Genomic DNA, 17,500 nt, shown 5'->3' with positions numbered 1-17,500 from the left:
AAGAAAATAAGCCCCACCTGAAGGTTCAACAGATTATTAATGATAAAAACTCTGGTTCTGTATTTAAACAATGGATAAAAGGAGTCTCTGCAGCAACTGGTGATTATATTTGGATCGCAGAGGCCGATGACTTATGCGATAAGACATTTTTACAAGAGGTGATACCGGGGTTTTATATAAATAACAATATTACCTTAAGTTACACACAATCAAAACAAATTGATGAACAAGGAAATGTATTGGCTAATCATTATTTAAATTACACAAATGATATCGATAAAGAAAAATGGAAAGGCCCCTATTTTCGAAAAGGCGTCGAAGAAATACAAGATACGTTACTTATCAAAAACACTATACCTAATGTTTCAAGTGTAGTTTTTAAAAATATAGATATGAAGAAAACAGAAAAACAGTTAGAGAAGTTCAAAATAGCTGGTGATTGGTTTTTCTATGTTTCTCTTCTTACAGAGGGAGATATTTACTTCAATCCAGCCCCCTTAAACTATCATAGACGACATTTAAATAGCGTAACAAGAACAGAAGATTCATACTCCCATTACAATGAAGTTGTGCAAATGCAAAATTTCATTAAAGAAAGATTTACTATCGACGACATTTCTAAAATGAAAATGTATACATATAGAAAGCATCTTAAAGCATACTTAAAAATTTAAACTTGTGCTTTCTATGCCATCAATATCTCTTGTAAGTTGCTACTATTACTTAAGGGAGGAATACTCTTTGAAAGACTTTATAGAGGAACATAAAGATTTAATTTCTCAAATCGCACACAGCTATAATGTAAATGCAAGTATCCATCCTGATGATCATATCTTTCAGTTCATTGTCACTAATCCCGTCTTCCCATCAAAAAAAGAAGCGATAGATTACTACTTTAAAGAGGGGCAAAACTCAGCACAAATACTCTTAAACTTAATTACTTCCCTTTATCCTCCTACAGGCAATCCAATTAAATTGTTAGAATTTGCATCCGGATACGGCTGCGTAACACGTCATTTATTAAATCTACAAGCGAATTTGAGTATAACCGCTTGCGATATACACGAAGAGGCTATTTCCTTTATTGAAAACAAATTAAATAATTCTTCTATATTATCTCATCCTGAGCCTGAACAGTTAAAATTGGACTCCTCTACGTACGATATCGTTTTTTGTCTATCCTTTTTCTCTCATATGCCTGATACAACTTGGTTTCGTTGGCTGCAAACATTGTATAACGCTGTTTCACCTGGTGGTTTATTCATTTTCACAACCCATGGCTATCAAAGCAAAAAATACTTCGGGTTTCCAAATTTAAATGAAAAGGGCTATTGGTTTCTCTCTTCTAGTGAACAATTCGATTTAGATGTGAATCAATACGGACAAACGATAGTTAGTCCCTCTTACGTGTGTGACAAAATTAAATTATTACCCCATAACCCAATTATCAAAAAGTATACTGAAGGATTTTGGTGGGAACATCAAGACCTTTGGGTTATAGAAAAAGAAGTAAAATAATAACCCACACTCTGCTTATACAAGTAGAGTGTGGGTTATTGTTTTTTACTATATAAGAACTCTTCAATCCATAGCTTATTTAATCTAATCCCATGTTTAAAATCTATTTTAGGTTCCCAATTCAATTCTTGTTTTATCTTATCAATATTTAAAATGATTTTTTGAACGTTCTCTTGTTTTTGTTTGTAACAGATAAAATCCACTTTTCTTTCTGTTATTTTCTCTAATTCCACTATAATTCGTTTTAAAGAAAGACCTTTGCCACTCCCTATGTTGTATACGCAAGATTTCAATTGATTTAATTGTGCTAGTTGTATAGTAATTTCAACTAAATCATCGATATAAATATAATCTCTAATAATCTCCTCTGGATTCCCATATATATGAATCCTTTCATTACTGAGATGCTGGTACAAAAAACAATTTATCGCCCCAACTTTTTTTAAGGGGTTTTGGTATTTTCCATACGGATTAGAATATCTACATACAACATAATCTATTCCATATTTTCTCTTATAAAAATACAAATAATTCTCCAGCGAAACTTTTGTTATTCCATACGGGGAAAGTGGTCTTAATGGATGTTTCTCATCAATAGGCAAATATTCAGGTTCACCATAAACTGTGCCTCCCGAAGAAGCTAATATAATTTTTTTAATACGAAAATCTTTAACACTTTCCATGAAATTAAGAAAAAATAGACTGCTATTAATATCACCGAAAACATCTTCAATTGAAGTTGCTACGTTAGACGTCGCAGCTAAATAAATAATAATATCTATATTCACTAAAGCCTTATATATATCCTCAACATTTTTTAAATCACCTTTAATAAATTCAACTTCACTTACAATATTTTGAGGAAAATTATTTATATGTCTGGAAAATACTTTTACATTTTGCCCCTGTTTCAATAAACCCAATGCGAGGTTGATACCAATGAAACTATTTCCACCTACTATTAAATAATTATTCTTCCTCATAATATCATCTCTCTAGTAGTAAATTTTTCCCGTCTTCAAACCTAAAAATATACACAAATAAACTGGATCATTTCGATTATTCATCTTCTTATCATTGTATGTTTGTTATAAATTTTCATTATCTTTATTTTCTATTTTCATTTCAGAATAGCTTCCTTATTCAGGTTGACTGCAAAAACACTCATAATATTTACTCATCCCCATGAATATATTTAATAAACAATCCTCACTTGTTTAACCCATAAAAAAACTTCTAAATACACAAGGTTTTCAAAAAAGGAGTGCGAAACTCATGAAAAATATAAATCAAGAACTTTTAAATCATGTAATTCTACATAAAGATCGAATTCCACATTACCATAAAGACTTTCCGATTATACTATTTTGGAGTCATAGAAGCGGATGCACCGCGTTAGCTAATTGGTTCTTTTTTCAAATCGGATTATTTACTGAAGCAAAGAAATACAATGACTTTATTCATTACTATGAGTTCTGGGTGTATAAGAACAATACAAATTACATACCAGAGTTACAAAATGGTCTTCTAGAGGGTAAAAAGGATGTTTGTAAACTTGTGCGAAATCCCTATACAAGGGCTGTCAGCTCATTTCTATTACTTGCTGACAACCCATATGCTAGCCCTCAATGGGAAAGTATCCGTCATTATTTTTACAATGACAAATATAGTAATCAAGGAATATCATTTAAACAATTTTTATATTACGTTCAGGCATTCAGCTCCAATTCTCTAGCGTTAGATATACATTTTAGTCAACAATACGTCCCTGGTGAAGAAAACTTCATCCAATGTTATATTCCTTTAGAAGATTTTAATACACAAATTACCAAACTAGAACACACGTACGATTTGATAAAATCCCCTTTAGCACTTCTTACAAATTCAGATCATCATCGCGCACATAAGATGATTTATGCAGGGAGCTATGCAGAACTTAGCATTACAGATACAGACTTCCCACGATTTCCAACATACGAAAGCTTTTATGATAAAGAAACTATGGATTTAGTTACAGAAATATACGCACAGGATTTTGAAATGTACCCATACACGAAAGGGATATTTTAAGTCTATACATTTTCCCATGAATAAAAGCTGATGCATCGCATAGCATAAAGTGAAACTTTAATTCGATTGGGGGTTCTCTTCAACTGATTATTCCCTTCTCCTAATCGCAATTTTAAGAGATACCTAACTTTCCCCCATTCCCCCTTTGATTTCGCTGATTGTTGACGTGTATCATACTTTCCATAAATAGATTGCATTTAACATAGGAGGGATGTCGTGTGGAAATCAATTTGAAACACAATAATGGGTACTGCGTTATTTGCGAAAAGAAAGCTACATTTATAGAGCATAATGATTGGCTTAGAGATCATTATTTATGTTCTACATGTAACTCTATACCAAGGCAGCGAGCTTTAATCCATGCTTTGCATACATTTTTTCCAAAATGGGATTCCTATAGTATCCACGAATCCTCTCCTGGAGGGATTACAACTCAGCTACTATTAAAAAACTGTAAAAACTATACTTATTCTCAATACTTTAGAAATTATCCTCTTGGCCAATACTTTCAAGGTATTAGATGTGAGAACTTAGAAGACATGACTTTTGAAAATGAATCTTTTGATTTATTCATTACTCAAGACGTTTTTGAGCATGTAATGACGCCGAACAAAGCCTTTAAAGAAATAGAACGAGTATTAAAACCTGGCGGCGCTCATGTATTTACTGTCCCTTGGTATCATACACTCACAAAAACTGTGCAAAGAGCAAGAATGAATCAAGAGGTCATTGAATATATTGAAGAGCCCATTTATCACGGAAACCCTATTGATGAGAATGGATCTTTAGTAACGTTCGATTGGGGGCAGGATATGATTGAATATATTTATACACACGCAAACATGTATACCATTGTTTATTTACAAAAGGATAGATCACTAGGGTTAGATGCTGAATTTTTACATGTTTTTATTAGTAAAAAGCAAGAAAATAAAGTTTAATCACTATATAATTCGGAGGTTTAACAAATGAATAAATTTAAGTTAGGAAGTGATTTTGATCATCTTGTTAATTCACTATCTGATGTCGAACTTCTAAATTTATTTATACAAAGTTGTTCACAAACAACGATAAATGGGGTTCCCGTACCTAGGTTTCCTCCTGAAGAAATTCAAAAACAATTTGTAGGTGCTTCCTATGAACATGCTCTTTACGAAGCATATTTGTTTTATAGACATATAAAAGAATACGCCCAAAATTTAGGGGTTCCCTTGAATAAAGAAAGTAAAGTTTTAGACTTCGGCTGCGGATGGGGAAGAATTATACGCTTCTTATTTAAAGATGCCTCTGATCAAAATTTACTTGGCATTGATGTCGATCCTGCGATGATCACACTTTGTAATGAAACACTAGGAAGAGGGATATATAAAACAGCAAGTCCACATCCCCCTGTAGAATTTATTAGTGACAATTCATTAGATATCATATTCGCTTATTCTGTATTCTCACATTTATCCGAAGCAACTGCCGAAAATTGGGTAAAAGAATTTTCAAGAGTTCTTCGCCCTGGTGGAATCTTCATCGCAACAACACAAGCGCGCTATTTTCTTGATTTTTGTCAACAATTCCAAGAACATCCTGAATTAATTCAAACAGGATGGCATAAAACTTTATCTCAAGCTTTTCCAGATATACATCGCGCCATCTCGGATTATGAAAACGGCAAATTTGTTCACAGTCCTACTGGTGCAGGGGATGTTAGAAATAGTAGTTTTTACGGAGAAACTGTTATACCTAGGACTTATATTGAAAATCATTATGAGAAATATTTAAAGCTACAAGACTTTTTTGATGATGTAAATCGATTACCACAGGCCCTCTTTGTCCTTCAAAAAATTTAATTCCTTTCATTCAACGTAATAAATTTCATGACGAAAAGCACTTTCTATTTCAGCTATATATCAAATTACCTAATACTCTCTTATTAAGTAAGCTTAAAAAAATCCAATACATACCATAAAAAACAGTAAACAGATAACATATCTCTTGTTTTAAAATTGCTTCACCAAATCAAGAATAACTTCCCAACACTTGAACTACGAAAAACATGAGGGGGATATAACTTGAAAATAATAGCTTTTTACTTACCACAATTCCATCAAATTAAAGAAAATGATCGATGGTGGGGGAAAGGATTTACTGAATGGACAAATACTAAAAGTGCACGACCTTTATTTTCAGGACATTATCAACCTAGGGAACCTTATCAAGATTTTTATTACGACTTAACTACCCCCTCCGTAAGAAAGTGGCAAGCGGAAATCGCTAAAGCATACGGTATATATGGTTTTTGTTATTATCATTACTGGTTTAAGGGAAAAAGACTATTAGAAACACCCTTTAATGAGGTACTAAAGATGAAGGAACCTGACTTCCCTTTTTGTCTTTCTTGGGCAAATGAACCATGGACAAAATCTTGGGATGGTCTCGATAAACATATATTAATGCCTCAAGACTACGGAGATATATCTGATTGGAAGGAACACTTTGATTATTTATTACAGGCTTTCCAGGATGAGAGATATATTTATATAGATGATAAACCTCTATTCATTATTTATCGTCCAGAACATATTCCTGATTGTGAAAAAATGCTTAATTACTGGAATGCATTAGCGCGAGAAAATGGTTTAAAAGGTATATACTTTGCTGAAACATTAAACAGTTTTCCACTACCTAATATAAATGGATTCGATGCTAGCATTCAGTTTGAACCTTTCTATACAATTGCCCATGATAGCTCTTCAGACATAAATAAGGTAATATATGATTCTGATATGCAATTAAATGTTTGGGACTACGATAAAGTATGGATGTATATATTACAACGATCGCTCCCAAAGAAAAAAACATTTCCCGGGGCTTTTGTTGATTGGGATAATACTGCACGACGTAAAAACGCAAATAGCAGCATCTTTGTAGGTTCTACCCCTGAAAAGTTCACCATATATTTAAGCAAGCAAATTCATCGGACTTACTCTTTTTATAACAGCGAGTTTTTATTTATTAACGCATGGAACGAGTGGGCGGAAGGAACTTACTTAGAGCCAGATAAAAAATATGGATTCTCTTATTTAGAAGGGGTTAAAAATGCAATTGATAGAGGTATGAAAGCATACAAAAAAGACGAGTCATTCTGACTCGTCTTAAGCTTGCTTGGCGACGTCCTACTCTCACAGGGACAAGGTCCCAACTACCATCGGCGCTAGAGAGCTTAACTTCCGTGTTCGGTATGGGAACGGGTGTGACCTCTCTGCCATCATCACCAAACTATGAAGGCATATTCCTTCAAAACTAGATAACATTGCTACATATTATATGGTTAAGTCCTCGATCTATTAGTATTCGTCAGCTCCACATGTCACCATGCTTCCACCTCGAACCTATCAACCTGATCATCTTTCAGGGATCTTACTAGCTTACGCTATGGGAAATCTCATCTTGAGGGGGGCTTCATGCTTAGATGCTTTCAGCACTTATCCCTTCCGCACATAGCTACCCAGCTATGCCCTTGGCAGAACAACTGGTACACCAGCGGTGCGTCCATCCCGGTCCTCTCGTACTAAGGACAGCTCCTCTCAAATTTCCTACGCCCACGACGGATAGGGACCGAACTGTCTCACGACGTTCTGAACCCAGCTCGCGTACCGCTTTAATGGGCGAACAGCCCAACCCTTGGGACCGACTACAGCCCCAGGATGCGATGAGCCGACATCGAGGTGCCAAACCTCCCCGTCGATGTGGACTCTTGGGGGAGATAAGCCTGTTATCCCCGGGGTAGCTTTTATCCGTTGAGCGATGGCCCTTCCATGCGGAACCACCGGATCACTAAGCCCGACTTTCGTCCCTGCTCGACTTGTAGGTCTCGCAGTCAAGCTCCCTTATGCCTTTGCACTCTACGAATGATTTCCAACCATTCTGAGGGAACCTTTGGGCGCCTCCGTTACACTTTAGGAGGCGACCGCCCCAGTCAAACTGCCCACCTGACACTGTCTCCCGGGTCGATAAGACCCGTAGGTTAGAATTTCAATACAGTCAGGGCGGTATCCCACCAGCGCCTCCACCGAAGCTAGCGCTCCGGTTTCAATGGCTCCCGCCTATCCTGTACAAACTGTACCAAAATTCAATATCAGGCTACAGTAAAGCTCCACGGGGTCTTTCCGTCCTGTCGCGGGTAACCTGCATCTTCACAGGTACTATAATTTCACCGAGTCTCTGGTTGAGACAGTGCCCAAATCGTTACACCTTTCGTGCGGGTCGGAACTTACCCGACAAGGAATTTCGCTACCTTAGGACCGTTATAGTTACGGCCGCCGTTTACTGGGGCTTCAGTTCAGAGCTTCGCTTACGCTAACCCCTCTCCTTAACCTTCCAGCACCGGGCAGGTGTCACCCCCTATACTTCGCCTTACGGCTTCGCAGAGAGCTGTGTTTTTGCTAAACAGTCGCTTGGGCCTATTCACTGCGGCTTTCCGTTAAGAAAGCACCCCTTCTCCCGAAGTTACGGGGTCATTTTGCCGAGTTCCTTAACCAGAGTTCTCTCGCACACCTTAGGATTCTCTCCTCGCCTACCTGTGTCGGTTTGCGGTACAGGCACCTTTTATCTCGCTAGAAGCTTTTCTTGGCAGCGGGGAATCAAAGACTTCGCTCCATAAGGAGCTTCCCCATCACAGCTCAGCCTTCACGATAAGCGGATTTGCCTACTTATCAGCCTAACTGCTTGGACGTGCACAACCAATCGCACGCTTCTTCTATCCTTCTGCGTCCCTCCATTGCTCAAACGATAAAGAGGTGGTACAGGAATATCAACCTGTTGTCCATCGCCTACGCCTGTCGGCCTCGGCTTAGGTCCTGACTAACCCTGAGCGGACGAGCCTTCCTCAGGAAACCTTAGGCATTCGGTGGACGGGATTCTCACCCGTCTTTCGCTACTCATACCGGCATTCTCACTTCTAAGCACTCCACCAGTCCTTCCGGTCTGACTTCACTGTCCTTAGAACGCTCCCCTACCACTGATACCATTGGTATCAATCCGCAGCTTCGGTGGTGTATTTAGCCCCGGTACATTTTCGGCGCAGAGTCACTCGACTAGTGAGCTATTACGCACTCTTTAAATGGTGGCTGCTTCTAAGCCAACATCCTAGTTGTCTAAGCAACTCCACATCCTTTTCCACTTAATACACACTTTGGGACCTTAGCTGGCGGTCTGGGCTGTTTCCCTTTTGACTACGGATCTTATCACTCGCAGTCTGACTCCTAAGGATAAGTCATTGGCATTCGGAGTTTGACTGAATTCGGTAATCCGATGAGGACCCCTAGTCCAATCAGTGCTCTACCTCCAAGACTCTTACACTTAAGGCTAGCCCTAAAGCTATTTCGGGGAGAACCAGCTATCTCCAGGTTCGATTGGAATTTCTCCGCTACCCACACCTCATCCCCGCACTTTTCAACGTGCGTGGGTTCGGGCCTCCATTCAGTGTTACCTGAACTTCACCCTGGACATGGGTAGATCACCTGGTTTCGGGTCTACGACCACGTACTAAACGCCCTATTCAGACTCGCTTTCGCTGCGGCTCCGCCTCTTCAGCTTAACCTCGCACGGGATCGTAACTCGCCGGTTCATTCTACAAAAGGCACGCCATCACCCGTTAACGGGCTCTGACTATTTGTAGGCACACGGTTTCAGGATCTCTTTCACTCCCCTTCCGGGGTGCTTTTCACCTTTCCCTCACGGTACTGGTTCACTATCGATCACTAGGGAGTATTTAGCCTTGGGAGATGGTCCTCCCAGATTCCGACGGAATTTCACGTGTTCCGCCGTACTCAGGATACATTCAAGAGAGAACGAAGTTTCGACTACGGGGTTGTTACCCTCTACGACGGACCTTTCCAGGTCGCTTCGTCTACCTCGTTCCTTTGTAACTCCGTATAGAATGTCCTACAACCCCAAGAGGCAAGCCTCTTGGTTTGGGCTATGTTCCGTTTCGCTCGCCGCTACTCAGGAAATCGCATTTGCTTTCTCTTCCTCCAGGTACTTAGATGTTTCAGTTCCCTGGGTCTGTCTTCCTTACCCTATGTATTCAGATAAGGATACCATACCATTACGTATGGTGGGTTTCCCCATTCGGAAATCTTCGGATCAAAGCTTACTTACAGCTCCCCGAAGCATATCGGCGTTAGTCCCGTCCTTCATCGACTCCTAGTGTCAAGGCATCCACCGTGCGCCCTTTCTAACTTAACCAAACTAAAAATTAAAAAATATGAGCTACACTGTTATCTAGTTTTCAAAGAACATACATTTATATATGAGAGATAGTTCTCTCAAAACTGAACAAAACGAAACACGGAAACTTTATTGATGAACAGCGTTCATCAATTCTCCATAGAAAGGAGGTGATCCAGCCGCACCTTCCGATACGGCTACCTTGTTACGACTTCACCCCAATCATCTGTCCCACCTTAGGCGGCTGGCTCCAAAAAGGTTACCCCACCGACTTCGGGTGTTACAAACTCTCGTGGTGTGACGGGCGGTGTGTACAAGGCCCGGGAACGTATTCACCGCGGCATGCTGATCCGCGATTACTAGCGATTCCAGCTTCATGTAGGCGAGTTGCAGCCTACAATCCGAACTGAGAACGGTTTTATGAGATTAGCTCCACCTCGCGGTCTTGCAGCTCTTTGTACCGTCCATTGTAGCACGTGTGTAGCCCAGGTCATAAGGGGCATGATGATTTGACGTCATCCCCACCTTCCTCCGGTTTGTCACCGGCAGTCACCTTAGAGTGCCCAACTTAATGATGGCAACTAAGATCAAGGGTTGCGCTCGTTGCGGGACTTAACCCAACATCTCACGACACGAGCTGACGACAACCATGCACCACCTGTCACTCTGCTCCCGAAGGAGAAGCCCTATCTCTAGGGTTTTCAGAGGATGTCAAGACCTGGTAAGGTTCTTCGCGTTGCTTCGAATTAAACCACATGCTCCACCGCTTGTGCGGGCCCCCGTCAATTCCTTTGAGTTTCAGCCTTGCGGCCGTACTCCCCAGGCGGAGTGCTTAATGCGTTAACTTCAGCACTAAAGGGCGGAAACCCTCTAACACTTAGCACTCATCGTTTACGGCGTGGACTACCAGGGTATCTAATCCTGTTTGCTCCCCACGCTTTCGCGCCTCAGTGTCAGTTACAGACCAGAAAGTCGCCTTCGCCACTGGTGTTCCTCCATATCTCTACGCATTTCACCGCTACACATGGAATTCCACTTTCCTCTTCTGCACTCAAGTCTCCCAGTTTCCAATGACCCTCCACGGTTGAGCCGTGGGCTTTCACATCAGACTTAAGAAACCACCTGCGCGCGCTTTACGCCCAATAATTCCGGATAACGCTTGCCACCTACGTATTACCGCGGCTGCTGGCACGTAGTTAGCCGTGGCTTTCTGGTTAGGTACCGTCAAGGTGCCAGCTTATTCAACTAGCACTTGTTCTTCCCTAACAACAGAGTTTTACGACCCGAAAGCCTTCATCACTCACGCGGCGTTGCTCCGTCAGACTTTCGTCCATTGCGGAAGATTCCCTACTGCTGCCTCCCGTAGGAGTCTGGGCCGTGTCTCAGTCCCAGTGTGGCCGATCACCCTCTCAGGTCGGCTACGCATCGTTGCCTTGGTGAGCCGTTACCTCACCAACTAGCTAATGCGACGCGGGTCCATCCATAAGTGACAGCCGAAGCCGCCTTTCAATTTCGAACCATGCGGTTCAAAATATTATCCGGTATTAGCCCCGGTTTCCCGGAGTTATCCCAGTCTTATGGGCAGGTTACCCACGTGTTACTCACCCGTCCGCCGCTAACTTCATAAGAGCAAGCTCTTAATCCATTCGCTCGACTTGCATGTATTAGGCACGCCGCCAGCGTTCATCCTGAGCCAGGATCAAACTCTCCAATAAAGTTAGTTTGTCTAGCATCTAAAATAAAAATTGACGTTTCACGTTGTTTGTTTCGTTCAGTTTTCAAAGAACTACTTGGTCGCTCATTTGCGACTTCCTTATGTTAACACTTTCGTTAATTGATGTCAACTAAGTTTTTTATTTCGTTTGTCGCTTTCGACGTTAATGTCATCGGCGACTTGTTCTATATTACACCTCTAAAGTATAATCGTCAACACCTTTTTATAAAGAACTTCAATTTAATATTTTTATGCTCTTTTAACTAAATACGTCTCTATAGGATTTCATTATCGGAGCACACCTTCTGCTTCTCTTTAATTTGTTTTTCCAAATATATTCGAGTTAATTTGAACTCTAAACTTAACTTGTGTGGACGTTTTCCTCCAACAAAACTAGCAACCTTATTTTAACAAATACTAGTATATAATTAGAGAGTTGTTGTACTATCAATAAAACTCTATTAGAAGCAGGTGAAGATATGAAAGATATACGTATCCTTATAGCAGACGACGATAAAGAAATCCGAAATTTATTAAAAATATATTTAGAACGAGAATTATACATGGTAGACACTGCAATCAACGGCGAAGAAGCCTTACATTTATTTAATCAAAATAACTATAACCTCGTTATATTAGATCTTATGATGCCCAAAATAGATGGAATCGAGGTATGTAAAAAACTTAGAGATAAAACTAACATACCTATATTAATGCTCACCGCTAAAGATCACGAAGTTGATAAAATTTTAGGTTTAAGCATTGGTGCTGATGATTATATTACGAAACCTTTCAGCATTCACGAAGTAATTGCACGAGTAAAAGCTCTTATGCGGCGTTTTTTAGTTCTCGGAAGTAACAATACTGCTCAAGAAAAAACAACTTTATCTTTTAAAGGACTAACTATCAATTTAAATACATACACAGTTCATACAAACAAAGAAGAAATTAGCTTAACCGGAAAAGAACTGGAACTGTTAAAATTCTTTACTTCAAACCCAGGGCAAGTATTTACAAAAACACAGCTCTTCCGAAATGTGTGGGACGATAATTATATAGAAGATGATAATACCGTTATGGTACATATTCGAAAACTCAGAAAGAAAATAGAAATTGACCCTTCCAATCCAAAATTCATTCAGACTATATGGGGAATTGGTTATAAGTTTGTAGGTGAAAAGCTTGAAGACTGATAAAACCCTCTTCCTGATTTCATTACAACTTATCATTTGCGGGATTTTAAACATACAAATGGATCCAAGAATAAAAATGTCTTTATTTATTATCCTTATCTTAATTACAATTTATCTCTTCTTTTCAAGAATACAATTCATTCAATATCGCAAAGCAATGGATACTAAATTAAGTCGTGTACTAAAAGGAAACTTACAAACGAGATTATTCACAAGCAATGACCACTCATTACATAATATCGTTTTTTCAATAAACGAGCTAATAGGTAAATTAGAGCAGGTTCAAATTGAAGCCAAAAGATCCGAGGAATCCAGAAAACAACTTTTGTCTAGTATCTCCCACGATATACGAACACCACTCACCTCCATTATCGGATATATAGATGCTTTGAAAGACGGAGTTGCTGCTTCTGAAATAGAAAAACAAGAATATCTTAAAATACTCTATATGAAATCAAATAACTTAAAGCACCTAGTTGATGAAATATTCAATATGGCGAAGCTAGACGCTAATGAATTTCCACTAAAAGAAGAAGAACTCGACTTTTCTGAAGTTACTAGAGAAGTTTTGATTGAATTTTTACCTGAGCTCTCAAAACATAACATCGAACTGCAAATTCTCATACCAGAATCTACTTGTCCTATCATCGCAGATCATCTAAGCATTATGCGGATTATCGGTAATTTAATGAAAAATGCAATTTATTACGGAAAGGATGGGAAAACAATAGGAGTCGAATTGCTAGAAGCTGATGCAGAATACGAACTTCATATTTGGGATCAAGGCCCTGGTATTCCAAAACATGATTTACAAAACGTATTTGAGCGAATGTACCGAAGCGAACAATCAAGAAACTCTTCATTTGGTGGTAGCGGTCTCGGGCTTTCTATTTCCAAAGCGCTTGTTGAGAAAAACGGTGGACATATATGGGTTGAAAGTACTCCATGGAAACGAACTACTTTTGGCTTTTCTATTCCAAAGCACAATACTTTTAAGAAATAGTTAAGAAATGATTAATATGCAGTTAAGCCTTCCTTTTTATGATGTAAGTAAGAACTTATAGAAAGCAGGTGTCTCCTATAAATACAATTATAAAAACGACTAACCTTACTAAAGTATATGGCAATCAAAAATCAGTAGATAATTTAAATATTAATGTTCAACAAGGGGAGATTTATGGCTTCATAGGCCGCAACGGTGCTGGTAAAACAACAACCATTCGTATGCTACTTAGTCTTATAAAGCCTACAAGTGGAACGATTGAAATATTCGGAGCGAACTTATTCCAAAATCAAAAAGATATTTTAAGCAGAATTGGTTCTATAGTTGAAGTTCCAGGATTTTATGAAAACTTAACTGCAAAAGAAAACCTATTAATTAATGCAAAGATAATTGGGGTTCACAAAAAGAATGCTATCGAAGAAGCATTAGAAATAGTAGGCTTGCAGCATGAGACAAAAAAGTTAGTAGGAAAGTATTCTTTAGGAATGAAGCAACGCTTAGGAATTGCACGTGCTCTTCTCCATTATCCTGAGCTACTCATATTAGATGAACCAACTAACGGACTAGACCCTATTGGTATTAAAGAAATGCGAAAACTTATTCATTCTTTAGCTCAAGAAAGAAATATAACAATACTCATTTCTAGTCACATATTAGCCGAGGTAGAACAGTTAGTCGATCGTATCGGAATTATTCATGAAGGAAAGTTACTAGAAGAAGTTTCTCTTGATACGCTGCGCAAGGCAAACCGTAAGTACATAGAGTTTCAAGTGAATAATGACGATAAAGCTGTGATGTTATTAGAAAATCATCTTCAAATTTTTGATTATGAAGTACATGATGAAGGAAATATTCGTATTTACTCTCATTTTGGACAACAAGGATACATAAACAGAACGTTTGTTCTTAATGATATTGAAGTATTAAAAATGATGATAAGCGAAGATAGACTAGAAGATTATTTCACCAAACTAGTTGGAGGTGGAACAATTGGTTAATCTACTCTATACAGAACTCTTAAAGCTAAAACGCTCTAATATGTTTTTAATTAGCATTATTGGTGCTGGTGTCGCACCTTTCTTAGTTGTAGTAGCCTCTTATATACATATAAAAACAAAACAGCCAACTCCAACTATTTGGTTCCATCAATTATTCACTGACGTTAACTTATATACTACTTTAGTTATAGGATTCCCCTTATATGGAGTAGTGGTTGCTTATTTGCTTACCCGCGAATATACAGAAGATACACTGAAAAATTTACTAACTATCCCCGTGTCGCGCATTAGCTTTATTATAAGTAAATTCATCATTCTCTTTCTTTGGATTATGATGCTAACTTTAGTCGCTTGGGCACTTACTTTAATATTAGGGCTATTGGGGAACTTCCCTGGTTTTAACATTTCTTTACTTTTAGGTTCTTTCCTAGAATTTTTAATATGTGGTGGACTTCTCTTTCTATTGTCTTCACCTATTGTGCTACTAACTCTTGTAATGAAGAGCTATGTACCACCCATTATATTAACAGTCATTATTACAATGACTAATCTTATGCTCGTAAACTCCAAGCATAAAGATTTATTTCCGTGGACCGCTACTCTAGATATCGCAAATAACGAATTACAACCGACATATCCACCAGAGTATTCTTATATCATCATTGCAGTAACGACAATTTCCGGATTTATTGCAACACTATTCTATTTTAAAAAAGTAGACATTCATTAATGTATAGGAGTGAAACTATGAGCGATATCATTATTGCCTTCATACTCGGTATTGTAGAAGGATTAGCTGAATTTTTACCTATATCTTCTACTGGCCACCTTATATTAGTCGGGCATTTATTAGGCTTTGAGGGAGAAAGAGCAAAAACGTTTGAAATTGTTATTCAGCTAGGCGCAATTTTAGCTATTGCAATTTTATATCATAAACGTCTCGTTTCTTTATGTAATATTAAACCTCTTATACAGAAAGAAAAAAAATTCAACGCGTTCCATGTATTTCTTGGCGTATTTCCGGCAGTCGTTGCTGGTTTGCTACTACATGATATTATTAAAACATACTTATTCCAGCCATACACTGTTGTGATTGGACTTGTAGCAGGGGCAATTCTTATGATCTTTGCAGAAGTAAAAAAGAAAGAGGCAGCAGCCTATTCACTGGACGATTTAACATACCGCCAAGCTTTAACAATCGGATTATTTCAGTGCTTAGCGGTATACCCTGGCTTCTCTAGAGCTGGCTCTACTATCTCTGGAGGTCTATTAGCAAAAGTAAATTATAAGACTGCATCTGAATTCTCTTTTCTAATAGCTCTTCCTGTAATGATTGGGGCGACAGGCTTAGACTTACTAAAAAGTTGGAAGTATTTAAGTGTCGATGACATCCCTATGTTTGCGGTAGGATTCATTACCTCTTTTATAGTAGCGATGCTAGCGGTAGTAACTTTTCTAAAACTTTTAGAGAAGATAGGTTTAAAACCTTTTGCATACTATCGTATTTTGTTGGCTATCTTATTTACGCTTTTCGTATTGCTATAGATTCATATAAGTCACATATTATTAAACTGATATTCAATTTAGAATATCGGTTTTTTTATCTATTTCAACTCTAGTATTACTCACTTCAATATGGCATAGTGATAATAAACTATCATTCATAATCTGAACGTTCTTTAAGTAACTATGTCCTTTATCATAAAATGCAATTGGAAAATTAAAGATCCCATATATGTACAGAACATATTTACAAACTATATTCACTCCACATAGTATCTTTTTAATTTGCAACACACTGATACAAATTAAAAATAAGTACAAAGGCATAACAAATAAATAAATTTCCTAGGAATTATAAAGAGATTAAATATTAATTAGAGTGAGGTGACGATAAAAATGAATCAATTAGCACAGACATATTGGGATACTTATTGGGGAAACAACAAAAAACCAGAATCTGTTACAGCTTGGCAATTTGGGGATGCCCCTAATTATCTTGCACAACTAGTAATTGACGGTATTAAAACAGCTACATGCTCCGGTCACATTTTTTATGAATTAGAACATGAATCGCTACCGACTACTAATGATTATAGTATTATACTCAATAGTAATGATGAACCTGTAGCTATTATTAAGACAATAGAAGTAACTGTAACACCAATGAATGAAGTAAGCGAAGAATTCGCTATCGCTGAAGGCGAAGGAGATCGTACTTATAATTACTGGAGAGACACCCATGTTCGTTTTTTTACAAAGGAACTAAATGAGCTTGGTCTTAATTTCTCTGAAGATATGTTACTCGTCTGTGAGCGTTTTGAACTTGTTGATGTGAACAATAAAGTGAAATTTTAATAAACTGAGATTTACCAGCCATTCTTATTTTTATAAAACACAAAAAAGACGAGTCATTCTGACTCGTCTTAAAGTTGCTTGGCGACGTCCTACTCTCACAGGGACAAGGTCCCAACTACCATCGGCGCTAGAGAGCTTAACTTCCGTGTTCGGTATGGGAACGGGTGTGACCTCTCTGCCATCATCACCAAACTATGAAGGCATATTCCTTCAAAACTAGATAACATTGCTACATATTATATGGTTAAGTCCTCGATCTATTAGTATTCGTCAGCTCCACATGTCACCATGCTTCCACCTCGAACCTATCAACCTGATCATCTTTCAGGGATCTTACTAGCTTACGCTATGGGAAATCTCATCTTGAGGGGGGCTTCATGCTTAGATGCTTTCAGCACTTATCCCTTCCGCACATAGCTACCCA

The 17,500-nt window shown here is 38.3% G+C and carries 13 protein-coding genes and 5 rRNA genes (2 of these 18 cut by a window edge); 12 read left to right on the top strand and 6 right to left on the bottom strand.

Annotation, left to right across the window (positions count from 1 at the left end; all coding sequences use genetic code 11):
• Positions 1-674, top strand: the end of a protein-coding gene (locus NST90_RS01600; RefSeq protein ID WP_000558369.1) for a glycosyltransferase. The gene continues 1,258 nt to the left of window position 1, outside the view; 674 of the gene's 1,932 nt are visible here — the last part of the coding sequence; the start codon falls outside the window, past its left edge; it ends in the stop codon at positions 672-674.
• Between the two features lie 67 nt (positions 675-741).
• Positions 742-1,518: a class I SAM-dependent methyltransferase gene (locus NST90_RS01595; RefSeq protein WP_283748321.1), complete on the top strand. Its 777-nt coding sequence runs from the start codon at positions 742-744 to the stop codon at positions 1,516-1,518.
• A 35-nt stretch (positions 1,519-1,553) separates the two neighbouring features.
• Here NST90_RS01595 and NST90_RS01590 read toward each other — a convergent pair whose 3' ends face one another.
• Positions 1,554-2,501, bottom strand: a complete 948-nt coding sequence (locus tag NST90_RS01590; protein ID WP_001230834.1) for an NAD-dependent epimerase/dehydratase family protein — start codon at positions 2,499-2,501, stop codon at positions 1,554-1,556.
• A 292-nt stretch (positions 2,502-2,793) separates the two neighbouring features.
• Between NST90_RS01590 and NST90_RS01585 the strand changes: the two genes are divergently transcribed.
• From NST90_RS01585 to NST90_RS01570, 4 genes are all read left to right on the top strand, one after another.
• Complete coding sequence (locus NST90_RS01585) at positions 2,794-3,588, top strand: sulfotransferase family 2 domain-containing protein (RefSeq protein ID WP_000790047.1); 795 nt, start codon at positions 2,794-2,796, stop codon at positions 3,586-3,588.
• A 218-nt stretch (positions 3,589-3,806) separates the two neighbouring features.
• Complete coding sequence (locus tag NST90_RS01580) at positions 3,807-4,529, top strand: class I SAM-dependent methyltransferase (RefSeq protein ID WP_000405123.1); 723 nt, start codon at positions 3,807-3,809, stop codon at positions 4,527-4,529.
• A 27-nt stretch (positions 4,530-4,556) separates the two neighbouring features.
• Entirely contained in the window at positions 4,557-5,429 is an 873-nt protein-coding gene (locus tag NST90_RS01575; RefSeq protein WP_001031897.1) for a class I SAM-dependent methyltransferase, read from the top strand.
• A gap of 222 nt (positions 5,430-5,651) precedes the next feature.
• On the top strand, positions 5,652-6,728 hold the full coding sequence (locus tag NST90_RS01570; RefSeq protein WP_283748322.1) for a glycoside hydrolase family 99-like domain-containing protein: 1,077 nt from the start codon (positions 5,652-5,654) through the stop codon (positions 6,726-6,728).
• A gap of 14 nt (positions 6,729-6,742) precedes the next feature.
• Here NST90_RS01570 and rrf (NST90_RS01565) read toward each other — a convergent pair.
• From rrf (NST90_RS01565) to NST90_RS01555, 3 genes are all read right to left on the bottom strand, one after another.
• Positions 6,743-6,858: ribosomal RNA gene (gene rrf / locus NST90_RS01565) — 5S ribosomal RNA — on the bottom strand.
• Positions 6,859-6,906: 48 nt separating this feature from the next.
• Positions 6,907-9,828 (bottom strand): 23S ribosomal RNA (locus NST90_RS01560).
• A 145-nt stretch (positions 9,829-9,973) separates the two neighbouring features.
• Positions 9,974-11,525: ribosomal RNA gene (locus NST90_RS01555) — 16S ribosomal RNA — on the bottom strand.
• Together the 16S, 23S and 5S rRNA genes form the textbook arrangement of a ribosomal RNA operon.
• Before the next feature lie 478 nt (positions 11,526-12,003).
• Here NST90_RS01555 and NST90_RS01550 point away from each other — a divergent pair.
• The 6 genes from NST90_RS01550 (at position 12,004) to NST90_RS01525 (ending at position 17,076) form a co-directional block, all read left to right on the top strand.
• The gene (locus NST90_RS01550) at positions 12,004-12,717 is read left to right on the top strand and encodes a response regulator transcription factor (protein ID WP_000651995.1); all 714 of its coding nucleotides are present in this window, start codon (positions 12,004-12,006) and stop codon (positions 12,715-12,717) included.
• Positions 12,707-13,720, top strand: a complete 1,014-nt coding sequence (locus tag NST90_RS01545) for a HAMP domain-containing sensor histidine kinase (protein WP_025710449.1) — start codon at positions 12,707-12,709, stop codon at positions 13,718-13,720. Before NST90_RS01550 ends, NST90_RS01545 begins: the two co-directional genes overlap by 11 nt.
• A gap of 68 nt (positions 13,721-13,788) precedes the next feature.
• Positions 13,789-14,718 (top strand): ABC transporter ATP-binding protein, encoded by a 930-nt coding sequence (locus tag NST90_RS01540; RefSeq protein ID WP_000074575.1) that lies wholly within the window; start codon positions 13,789-13,791, stop codon positions 14,716-14,718.
• On the top strand, positions 14,711-15,448 hold the full coding sequence (locus tag NST90_RS01535; protein WP_000247719.1) for an ABC transporter permease: 738 nt from the start codon (positions 14,711-14,713) through the stop codon (positions 15,446-15,448). The genes NST90_RS01540 and NST90_RS01535 overlap by 8 nt, the downstream gene beginning before the upstream one ends.
• 17 nt (positions 15,449-15,465) lie before the next feature.
• A complete protein-coding gene (uppP, locus tag NST90_RS01530; RefSeq protein ID WP_001279957.1) occupies positions 15,466-16,263 on the top strand; it encodes an undecaprenyl-diphosphate phosphatase UppP in 798 nt (265 codons plus the stop codon).
• 354 nt (positions 16,264-16,617) lie between these two features.
• The gene (locus NST90_RS01525; protein ID WP_001072419.1) at positions 16,618-17,076 is read left to right on the top strand and encodes an ASCH domain-containing protein; all 459 of its coding nucleotides are present in this window, start codon (positions 16,618-16,620) and stop codon (positions 17,074-17,076) included.
• Between the two features lie 76 nt (positions 17,077-17,152).
• Here the strand turns inward: NST90_RS01525 and rrf (NST90_RS01520) are convergent.
• Positions 17,153-17,268: ribosomal RNA gene (gene rrf, locus NST90_RS01520) — 5S ribosomal RNA — on the bottom strand.
• Between the two features lie 48 nt (positions 17,269-17,316).
• A 23S ribosomal RNA gene (locus NST90_RS01515) occupies positions 17,317-17,500 on the bottom strand; it runs 2,738 nt beyond the window's last position.

The sequence above is a fragment of the Bacillus sp. FSL E2-8900 genome, assembly GCF_037966225.1.
Classification (GTDB): domain Bacteria; phylum Bacillota; class Bacilli; order Bacillales; family Bacillaceae_G; genus Bacillus_A; species Bacillus_A cereus.
The sequence above is the reverse complement of the archived record's forward strand: the minus strand, read 5'-3'. Positions and strand labels throughout refer to the sequence as shown.